Source organism: Streptomyces sp. NPDC058157 (assembly GCF_042884105.1).
Classification (GTDB): Bacteria; Actinomycetota; Actinomycetes; order Streptomycetales; family Streptomycetaceae; genus Streptomyces.
This window is the reverse complement of sequence record NZ_JBHVUQ010000045.1, coordinates 23,294-48,958: the sequence shown is the minus strand read 5'-3', so window position 1 is coordinate 48,958 and position 25,665 is coordinate 23,294. Positions and strand designations below refer to the sequence as shown.

Genomic DNA, 25,665 nt, shown 5'->3' with positions numbered 1-25,665 from the left:
ATCTATAGCCCCGCCGGCGTTTGAGGCGACGGGCGCGGAGCGCACGTCCGGGGTCCGGGGCTTGCCCCGGTGAGCGGGAGAGGGGCGGGTAGGGGAACCCCGCCCCGCGCAGCGGCGGGACGGGCGGGGCAGGAGGGTGAACCTTCGAACGTCTGGCGCATGGCGCCCTTCCGGCATCCCGGCCGACTCCTAGGCTGCCCCGCGGACGCCCCCCGCGAGAAACGGACCCTGCCAATGCGACTCCGCTCCACGGCCACGGCCGCCACCCTCCTCGCAGCCACCGCACTGCTGCTCCCCATCTCCGGCCAGGCCCTGGCCGCCGCCGACCCGGACCACGACCACGGCACCCTCGGCGAGATCCACTACCGCTTCACCGACGACGACGGCGACGTCCGCCACGGCACGATCGAGCCGGCCGACAACGACACCTGCTACCGCCTGACGGGCACCAGCCGCAACCGCGCGGCCTTCGCGGTGAGCAACGAGACGGACTCCCTCGCCCTCGTCTTCCGCGACAACAGCTGCGGCGGCGAGGCCCAGGAGGTGCTGCGGCCGGGCGAGCGGGCGCACGACCTGAACGCCCGCTCCGTCTTCCTCAAGCCCGACGACGACCACCACCACGGCCGCCACGACCGCGACGACTGGGGCGACGAGGACCGCGCCCGGCCCCGCCAGGAGCGCGGCAAGGACCGGGTCGTCTTCGACAAGGCCTTCCTCGACTCCGCCCGCCGCTCGCTCGGCTGAACCGCCGCCGACCGGCCGCCGCATGGGACAGGGCCGCCCGGGGAGGATTCCTCCCGGGCGGCCCCGTGGTTCAGTTCGGCTCGGTTCCTGACCGCAGGGGTCAGAAGGTGAGCTTCCAGCTGTCGATCTTGCCGGTGTCCAGCGTCGCGTTGTCGCTCACGCGCAGCTTCCAGACGCCGTTGGCGACCTCGGAGGAGGCGTCGACGGTGTAGCTCTTGATGATGTTGTCGGCGCTGCCGCCCGAGCGGTTGTGCAGGTTGTAGACGCTGCCGTCAGGCGCCACCAGGTCGACCTTCAGGTCGCCGATGTAGGTGTGCAGGATGTTGACGTCCACCTTGAGGGTGGCCGGCGCGTTGCCCGGGCGTCCGCTCACCGTGATCGGGGACTCGACCGTCGCGTTGTCGTTGATCGCGTAGTCGGTCGTGTTCTCGAAGACGCTCGGCAGCGAGGTGCCGACCGTCCAGGTGAAGGACGCGGTGCCCGTCTTGCTCGCCGAGTCGGTGACGGTGACGGTCACGTTGGACGTGCCCGCCGTGGTCGCCGTGCCGGAGATCAGACCCGTGGAGGAGTTGATCGACAGGCCGGCCGGCAGGCCGGTCGCCGAGTAGGTCAGGGCGCCCGGGTTGGTGCTGGTCGCCTGGACCTGGAGGCTCACCGCGGTGTTGATCTGGGTGGTCTGGTTCCCGATCGCGGTGACGGTGACCCCGTCGTTGATGCGCGGGCCGACGTTGATGGCGGCCCAGGCGTTGGCCACGTTGTTGTACGTGGCCGAGCCGGCGCCGTACAGGTCGGCCGCGGCCTTCAGGGTCTGGACGCGGGCGTCGGCGTAGTTGGTGGTCGACTTGAAGTAGCCCACCGTCAGCGCGCGGAACCAGATCTTCGCGGCGGCGTCACGGCCGATCGCGGTGACCGGGAGGCCGTCGGAGGTCGGCGAGTTGTAGCTCACGCCGTTGATCACCTTGGCGCCCGAGCCCTCGGAGGCCAGGTAGAACCAGTGGTTCGCCGGACCCGAGGAGTAGTGGACGTCGATGGAGCTGATGCCCGAGTACCACGCGTCCTTGGACGCGCCGTCCTTGCTCGGCTTGTCCATGTAGCGCAGCGGGGTGCCGTCGCCGTTGATGTCGATCTTCTCGCCGACGAGGTAGTCGCCCACGTCGGTCGGGTTGTTGGCCCAGAACTCGACGGCGGCGGCCATGATGTCGGAGGTGGCCTCGTTGAGACCGCCGGACTCACCGCTGTAGGTCATGTTGCCGGTGACCGAGGTCAGACCGTGGGTCATCTCGTGCGCGGCCACGTCGATGGAGGTGAGGGGCTTGTTGTTGCCCTCGCCGTCGCCGTAGGTCATGCAGAAGCAGGAGTCGTCCCAGAACGCGTTGACGTACGCGTTGCCGTAGTGGACCCGGCTGTAGGGGGCCACGCCGTCGTTGCGCAGGCCGTTGCGGCCGTGGACGGTCTTGTAGTAGTCCCACGTCAGCTGGGCGCCGTAGGCGGCGTCCGCGCCGGCCGTCTCCTTGTTGGAGGGCAGGCCGTTGCCCCAGACGTCGGTGGTCTTGCTGAACAGCGTGCCCGTGCCGGACGAACCCCCGTTGAGGTTGTACGTCTTGTGGCCGCCGCGCCCGGCGTCGGTCAGCGTGTAGTTGCTGCCGGACTGGGTGGTGCCGAGGGTCACCTGGCCGCTGTACTGCGTGTTGCCGGTGCCCGTCTCGACGGCCTGCCACTGGGTGATCTTCGCGCCGGTCTTGGCGTCGGTGATCACGTGCAGGCGGCTCGGGGTGCCGTCGTCCTGGAGGCCGCCGACGACGGTCTCGAAGGCGAGGACCGGGACGCCGGAGCCCGCCCAGATCACCTTGCGGGCGCCCTTGTCGGCCTTGGACTGCTTGGAGCCCGCGGAGTTGGCGGCGGAGACCGCCTGGCCCTCGGCGGCGGTCGTGCTGACCGTGGCGTTGGTGTCCGCGACCTTGATCTCGTGCTGCGTCGCCTTGGTCACGCTCTTGGTGACGCCGCCCTTGGCGTGGACGGTCAGGTCGCCGCCGAGTACGGGCAGGCCGTCGTAGGTCCGCTCGTAGGTGGTGTGCGTGGTGCCGTCGGCGTCCTTGGACACGTCACGGACGATCAGCTTCTCGCCGCTGCCGAGGCCGAGGGCCTTGGCGGCCTGCGCCGTGGTCGAGTTGGCCTCGCTGATGAGCGTCGCACGCTCCGAAGCGCTGAGTACGAGGTTGGCCGCGCCCGGGTTGGGCTGGGCGGCCGTGCGGGCCTGCGACGCGGTGACGTCGGCGGCGGCGGTGGCGGTACCGGCCTGCATACCTACGGCGACCAGGGCCGCCGCGGCTACGAGTGCGCCGGCCGCGGTGGCACGCCGCTGGGGGGTGGGACTCAACGCAGACTCCTTCTGCAAGGGGGGTTCCGGATGGCTGGGTGGGCCTCCGGGCAGATCAGGGCTGTGCGATGAACGGATCAGAGCGTGCCAGCTGGAGTGTCCGATGTCAGGGCCACATCAAAAGGTTGGCTGGAAACGGTTCGTTGTCCGAAGAGACGTATCCGGTATCCGGACCATTCACCTTCGTGTGCGAAAGAACTCGGCATCCCGTGGAACGGTTGGTACCGGTTGCTAACCCTTGGGTAACAAGAGGCTCCGTTCACCCGAACGGCATTTACCGTACGGGTGTTTGTCGTACTGTTTCCCGGTGCGACAGATGTTCGTTGCTTGGGGAAGCGGCGGGCAAGCGTCACCGACATAGACCACGTGCCAGGGGGGCCCATGAGGCATGTCCATTTTCCTGCGCAAAGAGTGGCCGCCGCGGCCGGCGGTGCGGACGCGCCCCTGGACGCCCCCGCGCGGCGCATCGGTGACAAGGCCCGCTGGTACCTGCCCGTCGCCGTGTGCGCCGACCTCGCCGGCGCGGCCGTCCCCGTCGGCCTGGTCTTCGACGCGGCGCAGCAGGCCAGGCCCGGGTACTGCGCCCTCGGTGCGGCCCTCGCCTGGTTCGGCGTACAGGCCCTGCGCCGACGTTACGCCCCCCGGGCCCTCGGGGAATCCCGCGGAGTGCTGCCCGTCGTGCACGACTGGCTGATTCTCATCGGCGTCCTGGCCGTCGTCCGCGTGCTCACCGGGGAGAGCACCCCCCGGCTCGCCGCCCTCGGCGCCCTGCTGCCCGCACTCCTGGTCACCGTCGCCTGCCGCAAACTGACCTACCGTCACCTCCACGCCGCCCGCCGCGAGGCCCAGGCCGTCAGCCGGGTCCTGGTGGTCGGCGAACCCGCCGCCGCCGAACACGTCATCGCCCACCTCGCGGCCCGCACCGACCACCCGTACGTGGTCGTCGGCGTGCTCCCGGTCGGCGAAGGCGCCCTTGAAGGCGGCGTGCCCGTCGCGGCCCGGCTCGGCGCCCGGATGCCCGAGGCCCTGACCGAGGACTCCGCCGCGGTACTGGGCGCCGTCCGCAGTCACCACGCCGACCTGGTGCTGGTCGTACCCGGGGCGCGGATCGCGGGGGAGCGGCTGCGCCGGGTGGCGTGGGCGCTGCACGACGAGGGGCTGGAGATGGCGGTGTTCCCCGGGCTGGTGGAGGTCTCCGTCAAGCGGCTGGAGACCCTCTCCGCCGGCGGGCTCGCCGTGCTGCGGGTCGCCCCGCCCGTGCGGCGGGGGGCGCAGCCCCTGCTCAAGTCGGTGCTCGACCGGGTCGCGGCCGCGACCGGACTGCTCCTGCTGTCACCGCTGTTCCTCGGGCTGGTGCTGGCCATCCGCCTCGGCTCGCGCGGCCCGGCCTTCTACAGCCAGCGCCGGATCGGGCGCGACGGGGTCCCGTTCGTCATGTGGAAGTTCCGCACCATGGTGGAGGACGCCGACCGGCTCAAGGCCGAGCTGTCGGGGGCCAACGAGAACGACGGGCTGATGTTCAAGATGCGCCGCGACCCGCGGGTCACGCGGGTGGGGCGGCTGCTGCGGCGGACCTCGCTGGACGAACTGCCCCAGCTGTACAACGTGCTGACGGGCAGCATGTCCCTGGTCGGCCCGCGCCCGCCGCTGCCCGAGGAAGTGGCGGAGTACGACGAGGTCGAGCTGCGCCGGCTCACCGTGCGGCCCGGGATGACGGGGCTGTGGCAGATCAGCGGACGCTCCGACCTCTCCTGGGACGAAACGATTCAGCTCGATCTCCAGTACGTGGACAACTGGTCCTTCACCAGCGACGTCGACGTCATGGGCCGTACCCTCCGCGCCGTCGTCGACGGTCGCGGAGCGTACTGAGGGGCCGGCGTTGACGTCAGTTCTGGTCCAGCCACCACCGGTAGGTGGAGGCGATGCCCTCGCGCAGCCCGATCCCCGGCTTCCAGCCCAGCGCGTTCAGGCGGGACACGTCGAGCAGCTTGCGCGGGGTCCCGTCGGGCTTGGTGGTGTCCCAGGCGAGCCGGCCCGCGAAGCCGGTCACCTCGGCGACCGTCTCGGCCAGCGCCTTGATGGTCAGGTCCTCGCCGCAGCCGATGTTGACGGGCTCGTCCCCGTTGTAGCGCTCCAGCAGCACCGCGCAGGCGGCCGCCAGGTCGTCCACGTGCAGGAACTCGCGGCGCGGGGTGCCGCTGCCCCACAGGACCACTTCGTCGCGGCCCTCGGCGGCGGCCTCGTGGAAGCGCCGGATCAGCGCGGGGAGCACGTGCGAGGACTCGAGGTCGAAGTTGTCCCCGGGGCCGTAGAGGTTGGTGGGCATGGCGGAGACGTACGAGGCGCCGTACTGCTTGCGGTACGACTGGACCTGCACGATGCCCGCGATCTTCGCCAGGGCGTAGGCCTCGTTGGTCGGCTCCAGCGGTCCGGTCAGGAGCGCGTCCTCCGAGATGGGCTGCGGGGCGAGCTTGGGGTAGATGCAGGAGGAACCCAGGAACAGCAGCCGGCCCACACCGGCGGCGTGCGAGCCGCCGATGACACTGAGCTGGATCTTGAGGTTGTCCTCCAGGAACTGCACCGGGTACGTGCTGTTGGCCATGATCCCGCCGACCTTGGCGGCGGCCAGCACCACGGCGTCGGGGCGGACGTCCCTCAGGTACGCCTCCGTCGCTGCGGCGTCGCGCAGGTCGAGGTCGGCGCGGCCGCGGGTGAGCACCTCGTACCCGTCGGCGGTGAGGCGGCGGACGACCGCGGACCCCACCAGGCCGCGGTGTCCGGCGACGAAGACGCGGGCGTGCGGGGACAGAAGCGGCTGCGGATTAGTCATACCGCCGATGATGCCAGTCCGCTGCCGCGGCCTCCCCGGGGCCGTCCGGGCGGCCCGGTGCCGCGCGCCGACTGGCTCCAAGCTCCGGAGGGCTTAGGCCGCGGCGGCGCGGGCGGGACGGCCCGCCGTCACGCCGCCGGAGCACGGGCCACGCCGTAAGGGAAGCCGGCCGCCCGTCGCACCACGCACCACAGACCGCACACCGGGGCGAAGCCCCGACCAGAACAGCAACAACGGACCCCAGGGGGACCCATGGGCAAGACCGCACTGATCACCGGCGTCACCGGACAGGACGGCTCGTACCTCGCCGAGCTCCTGCTGTCGAAGGGCTACACGGTGCACGGGCTCGTGCGGCGGTCCTCCAGCTTCAACACGGAGCGGATCGACCACGTCTACCAGGACCCGCAGACGGCGAACCGTTCCTTCGTCCTGCACCACGCCGACCTCTCGGACGGCGTCGCCCTGGTGAACCTGCTGCGCGACATACGCCCCGACGAGGTCTACAACCTCGGCGCCCAGTCCCATGTCCGGGTCTCCTTCGACGCGCCCCTCTACACCGGCGACGTCACCGGCCTCGGCGCGCTGCGGCTGCTGGAGGCCATCCGGGCCAGCGGCGTCGACACCCGGATCTACCAGGCCTCGTCCTCGGAGATGTACGGATCCACCCCGCCCCCGCAGAACGAGGACACCCCCTTCCACCCGCGCAGCCCCTACGGCGCGGCGAAGGTCTTCGCGTACTGGACCACGGTCAACTACCGCGAGGCGTACGACATGTTCGCCGTCAACGGGATCCTCTTCAACCACGAGTCCCCGCGCCGCGGCGAGACCTTCGTGACCCGCAAGATCACCCGCGCGGTCGCCCGGATCAAGGCCGGCCTCCAGGACCACCTCTACCTCGGCAACCTCGACGCCGTCCGCGACTGGGGCTACGCCCCCGAGTACGTCGAGGCGATGTGGCGCATGCTCCAGCAGGACGAGCCGACCGACTACGTGGTCGCCACCGGAGTCGCCGCCACCGTCCGGGAGTTCGTCGAGTCCTCCTTCACCCACGCCGGCCTCGACTGGAACGAGCACGTCCGCTACGACCCCAAGTACGAGCGCCCCAGCGAGGTCGACGCCCTCATCGGCGACGCCTCCAAGGCGCGCGAGATCCTCGGCTGGAAGCCGACGGTCCTCGTGCCCGAACTGGCCCGCATCATGGTCGACGCGGACGTCCGGCAGGTGGAGGACCAACTGGCGGGCGCCACCGTACGCATCGACCGCTGAGGCCGTATATTTCGCCTACGATCCGCCTACGTTTTGCATGTCCCGGTCATGTCCGCGGTGCTCCGTGGCCCTGACCGGGGCAAACCTGCCGTGCGTCCGACCGCAGCCCTCCGAACTGACCCCGGTTGATCCCAAGTTGGTATGCAGAGGGTCAAGTGAGGTGACCGGGACTTCACCCGAGCCCTAGTCTGCGTCGGATACACACGGCTGTTCGTACAGTTCCAGCCATCAGACCGGGCGATTGCCCTGGGGGGCCAATGCGTAGATCCAGAGGGCTGACTGCTGCCCTCGTCCTGTCACTGGTCGGCGCCGGCGCCGGCATGGGAGTGGTGCTGATGCCCTCGGCGTCGGCCATCACGCCGCCAGTGGCGTTCACGGCCGACGAGCTGCCCACCTGGCAGCCGAACGGCGTCGTCTTCGCCATGGCCGAGGCGAACGGCACCGTCTTCGCGGGCGGCACCTTCTCGGCCGTCCGCCCGCCCGACGCCGTCGGCGGCGCCGAGCAGGACGCGGTGAACTTCGTGGCGCTCGACGCCGCCACGGGCAACCCCACCCCCTGCAAGCTGGCCTTCACCGTCGGCGACGGCACCGCCACCGTCCGGGCGCTCACCGTCTCCAAGGACGGCAAGACCCTCTACGCGGGCGGCTACTTCGGCGCCGTCAACGGCACCCCGGTCTCCAGCCTCGCGGCCATCGACATCGAGACCTGCACCCCCAAGGCCGCCTTCCACCCCGCCGTGCCCGCCACCGTGCGCGCGCTCGCCGTCACCGACGACACCCTGTACGTCGGCGGCGACTTCGGTACCGTCGAGGGCCAGACCCGTGAGCGGTTCGCCGCGGTCGACGCCGCCTCCGGCGCCCTCAAGCCCTTCACCGCCAACGCGGACGAGCCGGGCCGTGCCATCAGGGTCAGCAACGACGGCAAGAACGTCCTGCTCGGCGGCGACTTCTTCACCGTCAACGGCTCCAACTCGCACGCCCTGGTGGTCGTCAACGCGACCACCGGCGCGGTCGCCAAGACGTACTCCAACATCCCGTCGAACTCGGTCGTCAAGGACATCGCCGCCGACGCCACCGGCTACTACACCGGCAACGAGGGCTCCGGCGGCGGCGTCTTCGACGGCCGCATCGGCCTGGGCCTCGACTTCAACGAGAAGTGGCGCGACCGCTGCCTCGGCGCGACCCAGTTCGTGCTCCCGTACGACGGCGTCCTCTACAGCGCCTCGCACGGCCACGACTGCTCCACCGAGCTGGAGTTCCCCGACGGCAAGCGCAACTTCCTGATGGCGCAGCCCACCGACCACACCGGCACGCCCCCCGCCCCCGTGGACGGCTTCGTGCGCGGCCCGCGCAAGCTCGGCTGGCACCCCACCGCCAACGACGGCATCGGCGAGGGCATCGGCCCGCGCGTCATGGCCGTCGCCGAGAAGGCGGACGTCAAGTACCTCTGGGTCGGCGGTGAGTTCACCCAGATCAACGGCAAGCCGCAGGCCGGCCTGACCCGCTTCGCCAACACCGGCGACGTCGGCGCGCCCACCACCCCGGTCGCCAGCGCCGGCAGCGTCAAGCCCGGCGAGGTCCAGGTCCGCTGGCGCACCAGCTACGACCAGGACGACAGCAAGCTGACGTACCGGATCTACCGCAACGGCTCGGCCACCCCGATCCAGACCATGACCGCCGACTCCCTGGAGTTCGAGCGCCCCCAGGCCTCCTGGACCGACACCACCGTCAAGGCCGGCCAGTCCTACACCTACCGGGTGACCGCCACCGACGGCGCCGGCAACACCAGCGCCCTGTCGGCCACCGCCTCCGTCACCGTCCCGACCTCGGTCCAGGCCTACCCGGACAAGGTCCGCACCGACGGCGCCAACCTGTACTGGCGCTACGACGACACCGTCACCCCGTACGTGGCCGACTCCTCGGCCGGCGGCAACACCAGCGGCATCCAGGTCAACGCCCCGGCGCTGAACCAGGCGCCGGGCGCCGTCAGCGGCACCAGCACGGCCATGGGCTTCAACGGCACCAGCCAGCAGGTGTACAGCGACCACCGCCAGTTCGTGGGCAGCAGCTTCACCGTCGAGACCTGGTTCAAGACCAACACCACGCGCGGCGGCAAGCTGATCGGCTTCGGCAACAACACGGCCAACAACAGCGGCTCCTACGACAAGCAGCTGTACATGACCAACACCGGCCGCCTCGCCTTCGGCGTCTACAACGGCTCGACCCGCACCATCACCACGGGCCTGTTCGAGACGTACAACGACAACAAGTGGCACCACGTCGTCGGCACCCAGGGCCCCGGCGGCATGACGCTCTACGTCGACGGCCAGAACAAGGGCACCAACAGCGCCACCAACTCCACCCCGTACGCCGGCTACTGGCACGTGGGTGGAGACAACCTCAACAGCTGGCCGAACCGCCCGACGAGCAACTTCTTCGCCGGCCAGATCGACGAGACCGCCGTCTACCCGACGGCCCTCACCCAGGCCCAGGTCAAGAGCCACTACGACCTCGCCAAGGCCCCGACCGACACGGTCTCCAAGGTCCCCGCGGCCGAGGACACCTACATCAACCAGGGCGCCCCGGCCACGGCCTACGGCACCTCCACGCAGCTCGCGGTCCGCGGCAGCTCCGCGTACGAGTCCTACCTGCGCTTCACCCTCCCGGCCGCCCCGGCCGGGCAGGTCCTGAAGGCCGCCTCCCTCCAGTTCAAGACCTCCACGCAGACCGGCGCCGGCACCACCGACACCGTCTCCGTGGTCCCGGTCACCGGCACCTGGAGCGGCGCGGGCACCACGTTCAACACCAAGCCCACCCTCGGCGCCACCCCGCTCGGCAGCATCGCGGGCGTGCCGGACGGCTCGGCCATCCAGAACGTCGAGCTCGACACCGCCGCGGTCTCCGCGGTGCTGGGCAGCAGCTACAGCCTCGGCCTGACCAGCACGGGCACCGACGCGCTGTGGCTCTGGTCCTCGGAGTCGACCGCCGCGGACGCAGCTCCGCAGCTGATCCTCACCTTCGGCCAGAAGTAACCACCCGAGACGCACGGGGCCCGGCGCGACCATCCGCCGGGCCCCGTACGCCTTCCCACCCACGGGAGCCCTCCATGCACCTCCGCTCCGCGACAGCGTCCGCAGCCCTCCTCCTGGCCACCGCCCTCACCCTCACGGGATGCAGCTCCTCCGGCGACGCCAAGGCCGAGGCCGGCCCGGCCAAGCCGAAGCCGCCGGCCGCCTCACCGGCCCCCGACCCGGCGGACGCCACCGCACCCCCGGCCACCCCGGACCCGAACGCCAAGCCCACCGGCCCGGTCCTCCCGGACGCGCAGCTCACCCCGAAGACGGGCAGCTTCAAGGCGAACGAGAAGCAGTACCTGAGCGGCCGCGTCCCGGACAGGACCGACCCCGCGGCGGTCCTCCAGACGGGCCAGGAAACCTGCCAGCGCGTGGAGCGCACCGCGAAGCGCGACAAGGACGCGGCGGCCGCCTCGATCGCCTCGGGCGAGGTCACGGGCGCCAGGGACGCGATCTCCTACCTCTGCCCCGACCAGAAGCCCATCCTGGCCACGGCGGAAAAGGGCTTCCCCGACGGCTCCCGCGAGAACCCCACCCCCGGCACCTACCGAGCCGCCACCCAGACCACGACGTGCACCTGGGAAGCCAAGTCGAAGGACGGCACGGTCCTCACCTCGGGCCCCGAAACCCCCCCGAAGCCGGGCGAGCAGATCAAGGCCACGATCCCCGCGGGCGCAGCCACCTTCACCTCGACGAACTGCTACGCCTGGCTCCCGGCGTAGGTTCCCCCGCCTCACCCTGGCGGCTGATGTCCTCGTACACCCCGAGGAGGGTGTCCAGGACCGCGTCCATGGAGAACGATTCCGCAGCCAGTTCGCGGGCCGCCTTCGACGCCGCGGTGTTCTCGGAGGGGGTGAGGAGGGTGAGGACCGCCTCGGCCACTCCCTCCGGGCCCGGGTCGACGGCTCGGCCGGCGCCCGCGGCCGTGATGTCGCGGGCCAGGCCGTTGGAGTGGGTGACCACCGTGGGGACGCCCACCGACAGGGCTTCCAGGACCGACATGGGGAAGGGTTCGTCCACCGACGGCAGGACGTAGACGTGGGCGCGGCGGAGTTCCGTCAGGACCTGCGGGGTGGAGAGGGCGCCGGGGACGGTGAAGCGGTCCGTCAGGCCCAGGGCGGTGATCCGGGCCCGGACCGCCGCGAGTTCGCCTTCGTCCGGGCCCGCCACCACGAACTGCGCGTCCGGGTGGACGGCGAGCACCGCCGGGGCCGCGTCCACGAAGTCCACCGGGCGCTTGCGGGCCTGCAGGCGGGCCGAGTACAGGATCCGGGGCGGGCCGCTCAGCGGCGGCCGCTCCTCCTGGGACGGGGTGCCGTTCACCAGGCGGACCGCCTGCGCGAGGGGCGGGGTGCCGACCACCGCGTCCAGGCCCGTCCGCTCGTGCGGGGTGAGGTAGAGGAGGGCGTCCGCGCCGCGCAGCAGGCGGCGTACCGCCAGCGCGTCCAGGAGCTTCGCCAGGAGCTTGTCGCTCGGGTCCACCATGCCGTGGGTCTGCAGGACCAGCGGCTTGCCCGCGCGCAGGGCCGCCAGGGCGAGAGGCAGGGTCACCAGGTCGCGGGCCAGGTGCACGTGGACCACGTCCGCATCCCGGACCAGCCGCGACGCCGAGGCCAGCAGGGCCGGCGAGGTCATCCCGCTGAAGCCCAGGGGGAGCAGCCGGCGGGCCGGGAACAGCTTCGCCGGGACGCCCTCCACCGACGTCGGCCAGGGGTCGAAGCCCTCCCCGAGGGCCAGCAGGCGCGCCTCGTGACCGCGCGAGCGCAGCCCCTTGGCCAGGTTCAAGGCCACCCGCACCGGGCCGCCGAAGGCGTGCGAGGGGGAGTGCAGCGTGACGGCGTGCAGGATCTTCACTTGGGCTCCTCCACCGGACGGCGGCCGCCGTCCTGGGTCTGCAGGGTCAGGGCGGGCAGGTCCTTGTGGACCACCGAACCGGCTCCGGCCACCGCGCAGCGGCCCACCGTCACCCCCGCCAGCACCGTCGCCCGTACCGCCACCCACGCGCCGTCCTCGACGGTGATCGGGGCGTTGCGGTAACGGAAGTCGGCGGCCCGGTGGTCGTGCGAGCCGGTGCACAGCATCGACTCCTGCGACAGGCACACGTGCGAACCGATCGCCACCGGCTCCAGGTTGAGCAGCCAGACGCCTTCGCCGATCCACGTGTGGTCGCCGACCTTCAGCTTCCACGGCCACAGCACCCGCACCCGGTGCCGGATCAGCACCCCCTCGCCGATCTCCGCCCCGAACGCCCGCAGCAGCGCCACGCGCAGCCGGGCCGGGCAGAACCACGCCATGAACAGGGTGTTCATCACCGCGAACCACAGCGCCTGCGTCAGCAGACCCCGCCCCTTGTCGTATCCGGCCAGCGTGAAGGCAGGAAGATTGCGCACCGGTCGCCCCCGTCGTCCCACGCGCCTCCCCTGGCGCGGAACGCTCAGACTAGACTGCGCGCGGATCACGCACATGGGGTGGGGGCAAAGGTGGCTACGGACATACGCACGCCCAGTGTGAAAGCGGCGCCCCCGGCACCCGCGGACGAGGCCCAGTGGGGTCGGGTCACCACCCCGCGCACCCTCCTCTCCCGCGCCCTGTCCGTACCGCTCGCACTCGGATTCACCGTCTTCCTCCCGGTGTTCGTCGCCGCCCAGTCCGGCGACGGACAGGAAGACGCCGCGTTCTGGCTCCAGTTGGTGCTCACCATGTACGCGGGCGCCCGCCTCTCCGCCATGGTGCTCACCAGCCGCCGCAAGCTCCTCCAGGGCTCCTTCTGGCTGTTCGTCTACATGGCCATGGGCGTGGCCCCGCTCGCCCAGGCCGTGTTGGGCCGCGTCCCGACCCCCGTCGTCGGACCCCGCTCCGACCTCACCCTCGCCATCGGCCTGGTCCTCCTCGGCTGCACCGCCTTCGACGTCGGCGTGCTCCTCGCCCGCCACCGCCCCGCCGGCCGCGCGGGCGGCTCCACGAAGGAACCCCGGCCCGTCATGGCGCACCGGCGCCGGCTCCAACTCCTCACCGCCGTCGCCTTCGTGTGCAGCGCCGCGTTCATCGTCAAACTGGGCGGCCCCGCCGTCTTCTTCTCCAGCCGCCAGGAGATCATCGCCGGCATCCAGGACGCGGGCGTCTCCAACGGCGACGGCCAGGCAGGCCAGGCCCTGCTGCGCGGCTTCGGCACCGTGCCCGCGCTGCTCGCCATGCTGCTGTACACGCGCTGGCTGGTCACCTCGACCTACGCCCGCCGCAAGGTCTCCGTCATCGTCACCTGGGCGGCGCTCCTCGCCCTCAACCTCGTCGTCAACAACCCGGTCTCCAACCCGCGCTACTGGTTCCTGACCGTCATGTTCGCGATGCTGTTCACGCTCTTCCCGGTCAGCGCCGCCATGTACCGCGTCGCGCTGTCCATGGCCGTGGTCGTCGCCCTCCTCGTCTTCCCCTTCGCGGACCGCTTCCGCTACGACGAGAAGAACTACAAGCCCGTCGAGACGACCTCCTTCCTGGAGCCGATGGCGCTCAAGGACTACGACCAGATCGGCATGTTCGCCAACACCATCACCTTCTCCAACTCCGGCCCCGGCCACTTCTACGGCCGCCAGCTCGCCGGATCCGTCCTCTTCGCGGTGCCCCGCTCGGTCTGGCCGGGCAAGCCGCGCGACACGGGCGTGATGGTCGGCCAGTGGATGGGAACGGTCAACACCAACCTCTCCTCCCCGATCTGGGCCGAGCTGTGGCTGGACTTCGGCCCCCTCGGCATGGGCGCCGGCCTGCTGGCCATCGGCTACGCCGCCGCCCGCGTCGACCGCCGCTACGCCAGGCGCGCCACCCGCCGCTCACCGCCCGGCAGCCTGATCTCGGTGGTGGTGCCGCTCGTCGCCGGGTACTCGTTCATCCTGCTGCGCGGGCCGCTCCTGCAGGCCTCGGGGCGCGTCGCCATCGCCGCGATGTGCCTCGCGCTGGTGGCCACGTACCGCACGGACAGGAACACCACCCTGAGGTAGCCGCGCGCCCGCTCAGCCGGCGATGCCCGCCCGCTTGTACGTCCGCATCAGCAGCGCCGTCTCCGCCGATGTGACCCCTTCGAGCCCGGCAAACACCCGGGTGGTGAAGGCGTGCAGGTCCCCGATGTCCCGGTGGCTGGAGTAGCCGAGCAGCGCCGCACCGCCCGTGGTGACCACCAGGTGCCGCACGGCCGGCTCCCGGGCCAGCCGCCGGACCGCCGCGTCCAGCCGGCTGTGCGCCACCCCCAGCCGGAACCGGGCCTCCACCGGATACCCGAGGACCGCAGGATCCGCGTGCAGCCGCAGGTGCAGGACGTGCGAGGTCATCAGCCGGGCCAGGCGCCGCCGCGCCGTGCTCTCCCCGACCCGCAGCTCCCGGGCCAGCCGGGTCGTCGACATCCGGGCGTCCCGGTGCAGCAGCGCCACCAGGGCCCGGTCCAGCTCGTCCACGACCAGCGGCTCCGGCAGCGGGACCCCCGCCATCGCCAGCCGCCGCACCTGCGTCGGCTCGTCGTCGTACGGGGCCCAGTCCGCGGCGGTGAGCAGCAGCCGCAGCACCACCCCCGAGTGGATGTCCACCACCCCCTCCATCCGGCCGACCACCGTGTCCACCAGGGCCAGCAGCGCCTCGTGGTCGGGCGCGTGCAGCTCCGCGTAGACCTCCAGGGCGCCGGTGGCCACCTCCACCGACCGGGTCTCGGGCCGCCGGGCCAGCGCCAGCGCCGTCTCGTGCACCCGGCCGGGGGCGCAGCGCACCGCCAGCTCGGCGGTGATCCCCTCGCCCAGGTACTCGGGCACCAGCGAGGCGCTGAACCGGACGTGCCCGCCCGCCGTCATCCGCTCCAGCCGGCGCGCCACCGTCCGCTCGTGCACCCCGATCGCCGCCGCGACCTCGGCGAAACCGGCCCGCGGGTCCCGGTGCAGGGCGCGCAGCACCTGGTGGTCCACCTCGTCCAGCACCGGGAGGGCCTCTGCGGTCACGGCTGCCTCCGGAAGGTCGTGGGGAACGGGGCCGGGCGACCGTACGGCACACCGGCGGCGCGCTCGCGGGAGGTGTCCGAACCGCGCCCGTGACCGGTCGCCGGTGCCGGAATCCGCCGCCGTCCCCCGCCCGAATGCCTCGTTCACCCGATTATGGGGGCCGGTATTGCCCGTGGCGCGGCGCGCACCGGACATTGTGGTGCGGACGGCGCCGCTCCCCCGGCCGACGACGGGGGAGCGGCGGACCTCCTCTCCCCAACCAACCTGCACCGGCCCAGGCGGCCGTTCCCCTTGAGGTGGTACGTATGACGCACACGGACGCCCGACCCGTCAGACCCGTCAGACCCGCCGTGCGCGCCACCCCCGCCACCGCCGTGATCGCCTCCGTCGCGCTCGTCGAGCTCTCCAGCGGCATCACCCAGGGCTTCCTGTCCCCGCTGCTGCGCGGCCTCACCGAGACCCTGGAGGTCTCCGCCGCCGACCTCAACTGGATCAGCATCGCCAACCTGCTGGCCAGCGTCGCCTTCACCCCCGTGCTCTCGCGCATGGGCGACCTGTACGGCCACCGGCGCGTGCTCCGCTGGAACCTGGCGATCGTCCTCCTCGGCTCGGTCCTGGTCGGCCTCAGCCGCTCCTTCGGCACCCTCCTCGCCGGCCAGATCCTCCAGGGCGCCTTCGCCGGCTTCTTCCCCCTCCTCGTCGGCATCCTCCGCAACCGCGCCCGCACCGCCGACGGCGGCGACGGGGAGAGCAGGAGGGGCATCAGCCTCATGGTCGCCGCCCTCGTCGGCGGCATCGCCCTCGGCCTGGTCGCCAGCGGATTCGTGGCCGAGGCCGTGGACAGCCCGACCGCCGCCCTGTGGGTGCCCGCCGTCGCCACCAGCCTCGCCTTGGCCGTCACCTGGCCGCTGCTGCCCGAGTCCGCGCACCGGCCCGGCGGCCGCATCGACTGGGCCGGCGGCCTCCTCCTCTGCCTCGGCCTGGTCGCCCTCATGCTCGGCCTCGGCCTCGGCGGCACTCCCGGCTGGGAGTGGACCTCCGCCCGCACCCTCGCCGTCCTGGCCGGCGGCGTCCTCGTCACCGCCCTGTGGGTGCGGGTGGAACTGCGCACCGCCGAGCCGATGATCGACGTACGGATGTTCCGCCACCGCAACGTCGTCATCGTCTCCCTGGTCACCCTCACCTTCACCTTCGGCATGATCGGGCTCCAGGTCGCCAACCCCGTCTTCATGGGGACCAGTCCCGCCGAGCACGGCTACGGGCTCGGCCTCGACCCCTTCGCCACCGGCCTGGCGATGCTCCCCAACATGCTCTCCCTCGCCCTCGGCGCCCTCCTGGCCCCCGCCGTCGCCACCGCCGTCACCGACCGGCTCACCCTCGTCTCCGGCTCGCTCCTCATGGCCGCCGGCTACCTGATCTCGCTCACCTGCCACACCCACCAGGCCCTGTTCCTCGCCGGCACGACCGTCGCGGGCCTCGGCACCGGCTTCCTCCAGCACTCCACGCGCACCCTCGCGGTGGAATCCGTACCGCACGAGCGGACCTCGGTCGGCTCCGGCATCAACGAACTGCTGATCAACGTCGGCGGCTCCGTCGGCGCCGCCGCCGTCCTCACCGTCTTCGCCGCCCGCACCCCCGCCGGCCAGGCCCTCCCCGAGCTCGGCGCCTACACCGTCTCCTGGACCCTGTGCACCGCCGTCGCCCTGGCGGGCGCCGCCCTCGGCCTCCTCTACCGCTCCCCGCGCCCCACCACCGGAAGGGCCGCCCGATGACCGTCCTCAACGCCCTGCGCGAGCGCGCCCGCGCCCACCTGACCACCCGCCAGGACGAGGTCCTCGGCCTGAGCCACGCCCTGCACGCCGACCCCGAACTCGCCTACGAGGAGCACCGCTCCGCCCGCCGGATCGCCGACCTCCTCGAACGCGCGGGCTTCGCCGTCACCCGGGGGGCGTACGGACTGCCCACCGCCCTCGACGCCACCGCCGGCGGCGGGGACCTCGTCATCGGGATCTGCGCCGAGTACGACGCCCTCCCCGGCATCGGCCACGCCTGCGGCCACAACGTCAACGGCGCCGCCTCGGTCGCCGCCGCCCTCGCCCTGGCCCCGCTCGCCGACGAACTGGGCCTCACCGTCAAGCTCCTCGGCACCCCGGCCGAGGAGTCCGGCGGCGGCAAGGTGGACATGCTCCGCGCGGGCGCCTTCGACGACGTGGCCGCCGCGATGATGGTCCACGCAGCGCCCTCCGACTCGGTCGGCATGAGCTCGCTCGCCATCAGCAGCTGGAAGGTCGGCTACACCGGCCGCGCCGCCCACGCCGCCGCGATGCCCGAACGCGGGGTCAACGCCGCCGACGCCATGATGATCGCCCAGGTGGCCATCGCCGCCTACCGCCAGCAGATGCGGCCCGGCGCGGTGGTCTCGGGCGTGGTGACCGGCGGCGGCGAGGCCGCGAACGTCATCCCCGCCCGCACCACCGCCGACTACGACTGCCGGGCCGTCACCTCCGAGCAACTCGCCGAACTCCAGGCCCGCGTACGGGCCTGCTTCGAGGCGGGCGCGCTGGCCACGGGCGCCGAACTCGCCCTGGAGACGGTCGGCAACGACTACGCCGACCTGCGCCAGGACTTCGACATCGGCCGCCGCTACCTGGCCGCCGCCCGCGACCTGGGCCGCCGGGTCCAGGACTGCGACCCGACCCTGAGGGGCGGCTCCACCGACATGGGCAACGTCTCCCACGTCGTGCCGACCATCCACCCGATGATCGGCTACGACTGCGGGGACGCGATCATGCACAACCCGGAGTTCACCCGCTACGGCATCGGCGCGGCCGCCGACCGCGCCGTCCTGGACGGCGGCCTGGCCATGGCCTGGACGACCATCGACCTCGCCACGGACCCCCTCCACCGCGCCGGCCTCCTCTCCCGCCTGGCGGCGCGGGGCTGAGGTCCGGTCAGAAGTCGGACGGCGGCAGGGGGAGGGGCAGCCCGGGCAGGCCGTCCATGCTCTGCGCGATGTGGTCCTTCTTGGCGAAGTACGCGCTCAGCGAGGCGTCGTCCTCGCGCGCGAACCGCTTGCCGTGCAGATCGCGGTCCTCGTCGTACGACATGAAGGGCACCCCGTAGCCGCAGGAGTCCCGCACGAGGTCGGCCGTCACCACGATGATGGCGCGCAGCCCGTGCAGGGTCGGGTCGATGTCGGGGAAGTGCGCGAGCAGTTCCTTGAAACGCGGGTCGTCCCGGAACACGGGCTCGCCCCGGCCGTGCACCCGGACGATGTTGGGCGGCCCCTGGAAGGCGCACCACATCACCGTGATCCGGCCGTTCTCCCGCAGGTGCGCAATGGTCTCGGCGGTACTCCCGGCGAAGTCGAGGTAGGCGATCCGCTCCTCGTCGAGCACCGCGAAGGACCCGGAGAGCCCCTTGGGCGACAGATTGACGGTCCCGTCACCGGTGAGGGGCGCGGTCGCGGTGAAGAACACGGGCTGCCGCTCTATGAACTCGCGCAGCCGGCCGTCGATACGTTCGTAAGTCTTTCCCATGTCTAAGTATTATGTAAGGAAACCTTTCGCTTGTCTAACGACTATGCGAGGGGTTCGCCAGGGGGTCGCGGACGACGCGTCCGGTGGCGGCGTCGTTCGGCCGGATTGCCTACTTGGCCCATCACAGCGGCCCCTTCTGCCTCAATTCACTCGATCGAGCGAATGATGACTGACAGTCCCCGCTCAATTTCTTGATCGCTTAGCGTTCGATTCGCAGTAAGACGAGATGTTGATAGTGGCTGTCCGATGGGGCGGCGCACGCGAGGAGGGGTGGCCAATGGGGCGCGTTCAGATTCAGGTCGGCAGGACCACGTACGGGTCGAAGGCGGTGTTCGATGGGGAGGTGGTGCCGGACGGCGCCACCGGCTACCGGTTCTGGGGCACCCTGAAGGCCTCGATGGGCCTGCACCGGTCCGGCGCCGGATTCAGCAACACCGTGGCCCTCGGCTCCGGTGGAACCTCGGACGTGTTCCACTACCTGGAATACGCGCTCCCCGACGACGGGGTGGAAGCCTCGTTCCCGGTCAGCGGGTCGGGGACGCGCCTGGCGAACGAGACCGTCGACTTCCGTATCGGCTTCAACGAGGGCACCAGCGCGGGCGTCAACACCTACGCGCCCAAGGTCACCGTCTACCCCGGCGGCCCCTGGCAGACGGTGGCGGCGGAGTACCAGAGCGCCGACAGCAACGGGACCGTGATGTACGACGTGCGGTTCAACGGCAAGGTGCGCTCCGACGGTCCGACCGGTTACGTGGTCACGGGTGAGCTGGACGCCATGGAGGGCCCCGGCGCGATGACGACCCAGTACGCCACAGTCGGATTCAAGTTCGGCAACGACGGTTGGCAGTACGAGACCTACGCGTGCAAGGACACCCCGCAGACCTTCACGTTCACCGGGGAGCGCGGGGCCGGTGACGGCGTGAAGGTGGTCGTAGGGGCGACGGCACAGGTCTTCAACCTGTACGGGTACGGCAAGGAGGTCGGCACCGCGCTGCCCGAGAAGTTCTGACCGGCTTCAACGGAGAGGCGGTCATCGCGGCCCGACTTCGCCGCCCTGGCCACCGAACGGGCCGGAGTACAGGCGGCGGGTATCGGCCCAAGACGGCGGTCCGACGCCGAGAATGGGAAGCGCGTAGCGATCTGGTGCGCGGGGGCGGCCCCGATCAGGGCTGATGTCGGCCCGGATGGGACGTCTGCGCGGGTGGGCAGGCACCGCCCGGCGTGGACCCCTCGAGGGGGAGGTGGCCGGCCCCCGCCTCAAGCCGCCGCCGTCACCCCAGGCTCCGCCGGGATCCGCAGTCGGCCCACCCGGAGCCAGCCCGCCGTCGCCTTCGCCGCCGAGCCGGCCGCCAGGCCCCAGGCGGCGCCCGTCACGCCCCAAGCGGCGTAGCCGCCCAGGAGGAGGGCCACCGACAGCAGGGAGAAGACCACCTGGAGCGAGAGGGTCGCCTTCGGGTTCAGCACCCGCAGGGTCAGCAGGGCGCAGGTGCCCAGGCCCATCACCGCGTACTGCGCCCCCGTCGCCGGGAGCAGGGCGGAGGCGGCCGCCCAGGTGTCGCCCAGCAGGTGGCGGCCCAGCCGGTCCGGCAGGGCGTACAGGACGGCCGCCCAGCCGGCGCCGACCACCGCGAGGGCGGCGCCCGTCAGGGCGGTCAGCCGGACCACGCCCCGCTTGCCGGACGCCCGGCCCACGATCGGGGGGCCGAAGGCGTTGGCGGAGTTGAACAGCACGTTCAGCGGCCCGAACAGGGTGGTGGCCCCGCGCAGCGCGCCCACCGCCAGCGGGGTCGCGAAGGCGCCCAGTCCGAGCACCGCGAGCTGGCTGGAGCCGTTGCCCACCGCGAACTCGACCACGAACCGCTGCCCGAGGTGTCCCCGGCGCAGGTACGGCCGTACGTCCCCGCGCACCCCCCGCACGTACGGGCGCAGCAGCCACACCCCCAGCCCCAGCGCGGGCAGCGCGGACACCCCCCACACCAGGACCAGCCGCCCGGCCGAAGCCCCCTGCGGCTGCACGGCCAGCGCCGCGACCACGCACACCAGCCGCAGCGCGTCCGCGGCCAGCGCCCGCTCGGGCACCCGCAGGGCGGAGAAGCAGTACCGCAGCCCGTCCTGCACGAGGACCAGCGGCAGCACGAGTCCCAGCGCGACGAACGCCCACCCGGCGCCGCCGCCCGGTACGACCAGCCCGGCGGCCACGAGCCCCAGCCCGGCCGCCCCCGCCGCCCCTGCCGTGAACAGCACCGAGGAGCGGCACACCGCCCCCAGCCGTCCGCCGGCCTCCTTCTCCAGCACCACGGTCTGCCCGACGTAGGCCATGTTCAGCCCGAGGAGCACGGTGAAGGTGACGTACACCATCGAGAAGTCGGCGAAGCCGGCCGCCGAGGACAGCCGGGCGGCCAGTACCAGCACCAGGATGTTGGTGGCGCTGGAGGCGGCCTGGTCCAGGACCGAGGCGACCGCGGCGAGGCCCCGCCGGCTCACCTCCGGCCCGAACGGACCGTGCGCAGGGCGACGGTGTCGCCGCCCTCGCCCGGCAGCCGCCCGCCGTCCGTGTCCGGCGCGGGCGCGGGAGGCTGCTGGACGGCCCCGGCGCCGGGGGACGTGTCCCGCTTGGACTTCTGCCCCGGCAGCGGGTGGTGCAGCACCGCGCCCAGCACGGTCCCGCCCGCCCCGCTGATCAGCTCGCGGATCCGGGCGAGGTCGCTGCGGTGCACCGCGCGCGGGTCGCAGACGACCAGGACCCCGTCGACGCGGTCGACGAGCGCGAGCGCGTCGGCGTACGAGAGCACCGGCGGCGCGAGCACGACGACGGTGGAGTTGGGGGAGTCGGCCTCGGAGATCAGCCGGGTGGCGCGCGGGGAGGTCAGGGCGCGGGCCACGTTGCGCACCCGGTCGCCCGGGATCAGGTCGAAGGCGCCCGACTCCCCGGCGTCGACCACCAGCTGCCGCCCGTCCGGCCACTCGGACTCCCCGGACCCGCCGACGGTGCCGCCGCCCGGCAGGTCCGTGCCGCCCGTGCCCGCGGTCAGCCGGCTCCAGCGCGGCCGGCCGCCCGCGTCCGTCGGCAGCTGGCTGGCCAGCACCGGGGTGCGCAGGTCGGCCTCGATGAGCAGGACGTCCTTGCCGGTCTCGGCGAAGGAGGCGGCCAGGTTCACGGCCACCGCGGCGGCCGTCTCGCTGCTGCCGCGCGGTGCGACGACCAGCAGCCGGCGCCGGTCGGCGAAGCGGGAGTCGTAGGCCAGCCGGAAGGCCACCGAGCGGTACTCCTCGGCGAGCCGAGGGTCGGCCTCGCCGGCCGCGAGCAGCGGGCCGCCGCCCGTCTTGTCCCGGGGCAGGTAGCCGAGTACGGGCGCGCGCAGGGACCGGGCCACGTCGCCCTCGGAGCGCGGCGCGGGGTCGAAGACCAGCCGCACCCAGGCGGCGAGCAGGCCGAGGGCCAGGCCGGTGGCCGCGCCCAGCGCGAGGGACATGGGCAGGCCCGGGCCGTCGGGCGCGCCGGGCGGGGTGGCCGGGCTGGTGATCCGGCCGGGGGTCATGTCCAGGGCCTGGAGCTTGCTGATGTTGTTGTTGAGGGTGTTGACCTTGCTCTGGAGGTCGGTCTTCGAGCCGAGCGCCGCGTCGCGGGCCGTGCCCGCGGGCATGTTGTTGATCTGCTTGGCGAGGTCGTCGAGCTGCTTGGCGACGGGGTCGCGCTGGTCCGCGTAGCCCTTGACCATCGTGTTGCGCGTGACGTCGAGGGCTTCCTGCCGCTTGTGCAGGTAGGCCTGGGCCATGCCGTTCGCCCGCTTGGCGGCCTCCTTGGGGGAGGAGGAGGTGTAGGTGAAGCGGAGCACCATCGTCTGCGGCGGGTTGGTCACCTGGAGGCCGGCGCGCAGCCCGGCGACGCCCTTGTCCGGGATGCCGAGGGTCTTCGCCGCCTGCTCGGCTATGGAGCCGGAGAGGGCGACCTGCCGCTCGGAGCCGATGTTGATGGCCTTGTCGGGCGCCAGGCTCGGGTTGAACGGGTCGTCGGTGGGGGCGCGCAGCACCACGTCCGCGACGGACACGTAGGTGTCGGCCGTGGAGACGCCGAGGTAGACGCCGCCCAGCAGGCCCACGGCCAGGCCGGCGCCGAGCAGCCGGCGGTAGCGCAGCAGCTGCCGGAACTGGTCCCTGAGGAGGTCCGGTTCGTCCTCGGGCGGGGCCGCTGCCGGGCGGTTCGTCTCGGTCACGACTGGGGACCCCCAAGTGCTTCGTCGATCAGTGCGTCGATGCGGGCCAGGCCCGCCTCACGGCTCAGGTGGGCCGCCACGTGGACGGGCCCGGCCGCGCCCAGCGCGTCCGCGCCCCCGGGGTCCTCCGCCAGGGCCCGGACGGCCCCCAGCAGGGCCTCGGGGTCCTCCGGCGGTACGAGCACCCCGGCGCCCGAACGTTCCACCTCCTGGGCGGTCCCGCCCTGTGCCGCGACGGAGGCGACGACGGGCCGGCCGGCCTGGAAGTAGGAGGTGAGCTTGGACGGAACGCTCATGTCCAGCACGGCCGCGTGCTGCGTGACCGCGAGCACGTCCGCCGCGGCGAGGATATCGGGGAACTCCCCGTCGGCGGCAGGGGGGATGATGTCGAGGTTGGGCACGTCGGCGGCGAGTTCGGCGAGGGCCGCGCGCTGGCTGCCGTCGCCCATCAGGACGAAGCGGACGCGGGGGTCGAGCCGGGCGGCGCCGACGAGGACTTCGAGGCCTTGCTTGAGGCCCATGTTGCCGGAGTGCAGGACCACGGTCTGGTCCGGGGCCCAGCCCAGGTGCCGGCGGGTCTCGCCGCGGGGCTTGGTGGGCTCCGGCACGTGCGACCAGTTGGGCACCACGCGGATCCGCCCCGGGGCCACGCCCATGCCGACGACCCGGTCCACGAAGGTCTCGTGGATGACGCCGACCAGGGCGGCCCGCTTGAGGGCGTACGCCTCGGCCCGCCCGGCCAGCGCGGCCGCCTTGTCCCCGCCGCTGATCCCGCTCTGCGCGGCCGCGGCCCCCATCAGGTCCTGGACCACGGGGACGAACGGGACCTTCCAGCGGGCGGCGAGCCGCGCGGCCAGCACCCCGCCGGCCAGGCTGGGCATCTGGGCCATCACCGCGTGCGGCTTCGGCATCCGGGGCGGGGCCACAGCCCCGTGCAGCAGAATCGATCCTTCGAACAGGGCCCGCTTCACGGCGGTCTGCCGCTCCGGCACCGTGTGCGCGCGCCGGTGCACGGTGACCCCCGCACGCTGTTCCGTGCGCCGCAGCGCCCCCTTGTACCCGGGCTCCAGGGACCAGGCCGGATAGTGCGGCATACCCGCCAGGACGTGGGTGTCATGGCCGGAACTCGCCCAGTGCTCCGCGATCTGGGTGGCGTACGGGCCTATGCCCGCGTGCTCCGGGGCGTAGTTGGTGGAAACCAGCAACAGCCGCCGGTGGCCGGATGTGGACACTGAACGTCCCCTTCTCCCCTGGATGATGCGCACGTCACCCTATGCGTTCACCGACAGGCTGTGGAACGTGCGCGCTATTGTCTGCTAATCCGCCGCGCCGGGGGGCGCAGCCTTGGGGGGTAACTCATGACGGAGCACCAGATGTCCGACACCGCACCGGTGGCGCGCCGGCCGTACCGGGTCGGCTACGCGCCCGGTGCCTACGACCTGTTCCACATAGGCCACCTCAACATCCTCCGGCACGCCCGCAGCCAGTGCGACTACCTCGTGGCCGGCGTGGTCTCGGACGAGATGGCCGAACTGGCCAAGGGGCGCCGCCCGATGATCCCGCTGGTCGAACGGCTGGAAATCGTCCGCAGCGTCAAGTACGTGGACGCCGCCTTCGTCGAGACGGTCCCGGACAAGGTGGAGACCTGGAAGCAGGTCCGCTTCGACGTCATCTTCAAGGGCGACGACTGGCGCGGCACGCCCAAGGGGGACAAGCTGGAACGGGACTTCGCCGCCCACGGGGTCGACGTCGTCTACTTCCCCTACACGGTGCACACCTCCAGCACCCAGCTGCGCCGCGCCCTGGACGCCCTCGCCCAGCCGCAGCCCGTCCCCCTGCACCAGCCGCTGACCGAGCCCCTCACCGCCGAACGGCGCTGAGCTCCCGGAACCACTTCGCGAGGAACGCCAGCAGGAACAGCGCGGCCACCGCGCCCAGCCCCGCGTACGCCCAGCGGAACAGCGCCCCGCCGCCCAGCAGCAGGAACACCAGGCAGAACACCCCGTAGTCCACGGGGAGCAGCGCCACCGCGCGCAGGGTCGAGGGCGCCGCCGCGGGACTCCCCGGGGCGGCCTTGGGCTTGAGCTTCTCGGTCAGCAGCCCGCCGAAGAAGGTCACCACCGCGGCGAACTGGAAGCCCAGCGGCACCAGCAGCCAGCCGTGCGCACCCGTGCCGTACGCGTCGGGGAAGCGGAAGAAGGCGATGAGCACGCAGGCGTGCAGCGCGGTCAGCTTGGCGGCGTCCACGACGTGGTCCAGCCATTCCCCCGCCGCGCTCCCGCCCCCGCGCAGCCGGGCCAGCTGGCCGTCGGCGGAGTCGAAGGCGAAACCGACCGCGAGCGCGGCCCACACGGCGACCCCCAGCCCCCAGGAGGGCGCGGCCAGGGCGACCGCGGCCACGGCGGCGAAGCTGAACGCGGCGCTGACCAGCGTCACCTGGTTCGGGGTCAGCCCCAGCCCGTACGAGAGCGCGGCCAGGTACCGGCCGGCGGGCCGGTTGACGAACCGGGAGTAGAGCGACACGCCCTTCGCCGACTTCTGCGCCCCGCGCAGCTCGCGCAGCGCCGTCCCCACCCTCGACATGCGTACTCCCGTTCGTGTGCCCGTGTGTTCGTATGTTCACGGAAAGGGCACATCATCGCAGGGCG

At 72.3% G+C, this 25,665-nt stretch carries 20 protein-coding genes; 10 read left to right on the top strand and 10 right to left on the bottom strand.

Features of this window, described 5'->3' with window-relative positions:
- Positions 1-234 precede the first annotated feature (234 nt).
- Positions 235-744, top strand: a complete 510-nt coding sequence (locus tag ACFVXK_RS14360; protein WP_389611819.1) for a hypothetical protein — start codon at positions 235-237, stop codon at positions 742-744.
- 100 nt (positions 745-844) lie between these two features.
- On the opposite strand, the gene ACFVXK_RS14355 is transcribed toward ACFVXK_RS14360, so the two are convergent.
- Complete coding sequence (locus ACFVXK_RS14355; protein ID WP_389611818.1) at positions 845-3,121, bottom strand: M4 family metallopeptidase; 2,277 nt, start codon at positions 3,119-3,121, stop codon at positions 845-847.
- A gap of 381 nt (positions 3,122-3,502) precedes the next feature.
- On the opposite strand from ACFVXK_RS14355, the gene ACFVXK_RS14350 reads away from it, so the two are divergent.
- Positions 3,503-4,990, top strand: a complete 1,488-nt coding sequence (locus ACFVXK_RS14350) for a sugar transferase (protein WP_389611817.1) — start codon at positions 3,503-3,505, stop codon at positions 4,988-4,990.
- 16 nt (positions 4,991-5,006) lie between these two features.
- Here the strand turns inward: ACFVXK_RS14350 and ACFVXK_RS14345 are convergent, their stop codons facing one another.
- Complete coding sequence (locus ACFVXK_RS14345; RefSeq protein WP_389611816.1) at positions 5,007-5,951, bottom strand: GDP-L-fucose synthase family protein; 945 nt, start codon at positions 5,949-5,951, stop codon at positions 5,007-5,009.
- Between the two features lie 252 nt (positions 5,952-6,203).
- On the opposite strand from ACFVXK_RS14345, the gene gmd reads away from it, so the two are divergent.
- The 3 genes from gmd to ACFVXK_RS14330 all read left to right on the top strand — a co-directional run bounded on the left by gmd (position 6,204) and on the right by ACFVXK_RS14330 (position 11,013).
- Positions 6,204-7,217: a GDP-mannose 4,6-dehydratase gene (gene gmd / locus ACFVXK_RS14340; RefSeq protein ID WP_079429846.1), complete on the top strand. Its 1,014-nt coding sequence runs from the start codon at positions 6,204-6,206 to the stop codon at positions 7,215-7,217.
- A 257-nt stretch (positions 7,218-7,474) separates the two neighbouring features.
- Positions 7,475-10,249 (top strand): LamG-like jellyroll fold domain-containing protein, encoded by a 2,775-nt coding sequence (locus ACFVXK_RS14335; RefSeq protein WP_389611815.1) that lies wholly within the window; start codon positions 7,475-7,477, stop codon positions 10,247-10,249.
- 74 nt (positions 10,250-10,323) lie between these two features.
- Positions 10,324-11,013, top strand: a complete 690-nt coding sequence (locus ACFVXK_RS14330; RefSeq protein ID WP_389611814.1) for a hypothetical protein — start codon at positions 10,324-10,326, stop codon at positions 11,011-11,013.
- Here the strand turns inward: ACFVXK_RS14330 and ACFVXK_RS14325 are convergent.
- Together ACFVXK_RS14325 and ACFVXK_RS14320 are read right to left on the bottom strand one after the other, a co-directional pair.
- Positions 10,976-12,145, bottom strand: coding sequence for a glycosyltransferase (locus ACFVXK_RS14325; protein ID WP_389611813.1), 1,170 nt, complete (start codon positions 12,143-12,145; stop codon positions 10,976-10,978). The genes ACFVXK_RS14330 and ACFVXK_RS14325 overlap by 38 nt on opposite strands.
- Entirely contained in the window at positions 12,142-12,681 is a 540-nt protein-coding gene (locus tag ACFVXK_RS14320; RefSeq protein ID WP_389611812.1) for a WcaF family extracellular polysaccharide biosynthesis acetyltransferase, read from the bottom strand. Before ACFVXK_RS14320 ends, ACFVXK_RS14325 begins: the two co-directional genes overlap by 4 nt.
- Positions 12,682-12,771: 90 nt before the next feature.
- Between ACFVXK_RS14320 and ACFVXK_RS14315 the strand changes: the two genes are divergently transcribed.
- The gene (locus ACFVXK_RS14315) at positions 12,772-14,283 is read left to right on the top strand and encodes a hypothetical protein (RefSeq protein ID WP_389611811.1); all 1,512 of its coding nucleotides are present in this window, start codon (positions 12,772-12,774) and stop codon (positions 14,281-14,283) included.
- A 12-nt stretch (positions 14,284-14,295) separates the two neighbouring features.
- Here the strand turns inward: ACFVXK_RS14315 and ACFVXK_RS14310 are convergent, their stop codons facing one another.
- Positions 14,296-15,264 (bottom strand): Lrp/AsnC family transcriptional regulator, encoded by a 969-nt coding sequence (locus ACFVXK_RS14310; protein WP_389611810.1) that lies wholly within the window; start codon positions 15,262-15,264, stop codon positions 14,296-14,298.
- 305 nt (positions 15,265-15,569) lie between these two features.
- Here ACFVXK_RS14310 and ACFVXK_RS14305 point away from each other — a divergent pair, with 305 nt between their 5' ends.
- Together ACFVXK_RS14305 and ACFVXK_RS14300 are read left to right on the top strand one after the other, a co-directional pair.
- Entirely contained in the window at positions 15,570-17,036 is a 1,467-nt protein-coding gene (locus tag ACFVXK_RS14305) for an MFS transporter (protein ID WP_389611809.1), read from the top strand.
- Positions 17,033-18,208, top strand: a complete 1,176-nt coding sequence (locus ACFVXK_RS14300; protein WP_389611808.1) for an amidohydrolase — start codon at positions 17,033-17,035, stop codon at positions 18,206-18,208. The genes ACFVXK_RS14305 and ACFVXK_RS14300 overlap by 4 nt, the downstream gene beginning before the upstream one ends.
- Positions 18,209-18,215: 7 nt before the next feature.
- Here the strand turns inward: ACFVXK_RS14300 and ACFVXK_RS14295 are convergent, their stop codons facing one another.
- Complete coding sequence (locus tag ACFVXK_RS14295; protein ID WP_389611807.1) at positions 18,216-18,803, bottom strand: pyridoxamine 5'-phosphate oxidase family protein; 588 nt, start codon at positions 18,801-18,803, stop codon at positions 18,216-18,218.
- A 277-nt stretch (positions 18,804-19,080) separates the two neighbouring features.
- On the opposite strand from ACFVXK_RS14295, the gene ACFVXK_RS14290 reads away from it, so the two are divergent.
- Positions 19,081-19,812: a hypothetical protein gene (locus tag ACFVXK_RS14290; RefSeq protein WP_389611806.1), complete on the top strand. Its 732-nt coding sequence runs from the start codon at positions 19,081-19,083 to the stop codon at positions 19,810-19,812.
- 248 nt (positions 19,813-20,060) lie between these two features.
- Here the strand turns inward: ACFVXK_RS14290 and ACFVXK_RS14285 are convergent, their stop codons facing one another.
- From ACFVXK_RS14285 to ACFVXK_RS14275, 3 genes are read right to left on the bottom strand one after another with little or no spacing between them, the layout of a single operon-like run.
- Positions 20,061-21,287: a hypothetical protein gene (locus ACFVXK_RS14285; protein ID WP_389611805.1), complete on the bottom strand. Its 1,227-nt coding sequence runs from the start codon at positions 21,285-21,287 to the stop codon at positions 20,061-20,063.
- A complete protein-coding gene (locus ACFVXK_RS14280) occupies positions 21,284-23,017 on the bottom strand; it encodes a lipopolysaccharide biosynthesis protein (protein ID WP_389611804.1) in 1,734 nt (577 codons plus the stop codon). The genes ACFVXK_RS14285 and ACFVXK_RS14280 overlap by 4 nt, the downstream gene beginning before the upstream one ends.
- The gene (locus ACFVXK_RS14275; RefSeq protein WP_389611820.1) at positions 23,014-24,219 is read right to left on the bottom strand and encodes a glycosyltransferase family 4 protein; all 1,206 of its coding nucleotides are present in this window, start codon (positions 24,217-24,219) and stop codon (positions 23,014-23,016) included. The genes ACFVXK_RS14280 and ACFVXK_RS14275 overlap by 4 nt, the downstream gene beginning before the upstream one ends.
- A 156-nt stretch (positions 24,220-24,375) precedes the next feature.
- On the opposite strand from ACFVXK_RS14275, the gene ACFVXK_RS14270 reads away from it, so the two are divergent.
- Positions 24,376-24,897, top strand: a complete 522-nt coding sequence (locus ACFVXK_RS14270; RefSeq protein WP_389611803.1) for an adenylyltransferase/cytidyltransferase family protein — start codon at positions 24,376-24,378, stop codon at positions 24,895-24,897.
- On the opposite strand, the gene ACFVXK_RS14265 is transcribed toward ACFVXK_RS14270, so the two are convergent.
- A complete protein-coding gene (locus ACFVXK_RS14265; protein ID WP_389611802.1) occupies positions 24,878-25,600 on the bottom strand; it encodes a CDP-alcohol phosphatidyltransferase family protein in 723 nt (240 codons plus the stop codon). The two genes, ACFVXK_RS14270 and ACFVXK_RS14265, sit on opposite strands and share 20 nt — an antisense overlap.
- Positions 25,601-25,665 lie beyond the last annotated feature (65 nt).

Coding starts and splice junctions, on each gene's coding strand:
- ACFVXK_RS14360 (WP_389611819.1), top strand. CDS start 235: ATGCGACTCCGCTCCACGGCCACGGCCGCCACCCTCCTCGCAGCCACC.
- ACFVXK_RS14350 (WP_389611817.1), top strand. CDS start 3,503: ATGAGGCATGTCCATTTTCCTGCGCAAAGAGTGGCCGCCGCGGCCGGC.
- ACFVXK_RS14345 (WP_389611816.1), bottom strand. CDS start 5,951: ATGACTAATCCGCAGCCGCTTCTGTCCCCGCACGCCCGCGTCTTCGTC.
- gmd (WP_079429846.1), top strand. CDS start 6,204: ATGGGCAAGACCGCACTGATCACCGGCGTCACCGGACAGGACGGCTCG.
- ACFVXK_RS14335 (WP_389611815.1), top strand. CDS start 7,475: ATGCGTAGATCCAGAGGGCTGACTGCTGCCCTCGTCCTGTCACTGGTC.
- ACFVXK_RS14330 (WP_389611814.1), top strand. CDS start 10,324: ATGCACCTCCGCTCCGCGACAGCGTCCGCAGCCCTCCTCCTGGCCACC.
- ACFVXK_RS14305 (WP_389611809.1), top strand. CDS start 15,570: ATGACGCACACGGACGCCCGACCCGTCAGACCCGTCAGACCCGCCGTG.
- ACFVXK_RS14300 (WP_389611808.1), top strand. CDS start 17,033: ATGACCGTCCTCAACGCCCTGCGCGAGCGCGCCCGCGCCCACCTGACC.
- ACFVXK_RS14295 (WP_389611807.1), bottom strand. CDS start 18,803: ATGGGAAAGACTTACGAACGTATCGACGGCCGGCTGCGCGAGTTCATA.
- ACFVXK_RS14290 (WP_389611806.1), top strand. CDS start 19,081: ATGGGGCGCGTTCAGATTCAGGTCGGCAGGACCACGTACGGGTCGAAG.
- ACFVXK_RS14270 (WP_389611803.1), top strand. CDS start 24,376: ATGACGGAGCACCAGATGTCCGACACCGCACCGGTGGCGCGCCGGCCG.
- ACFVXK_RS14265 (WP_389611802.1), bottom strand. CDS start 25,600: ATGTCGAGGGTGGGGACGGCGCTGCGCGAGCTGCGCGGGGCGCAGAAG.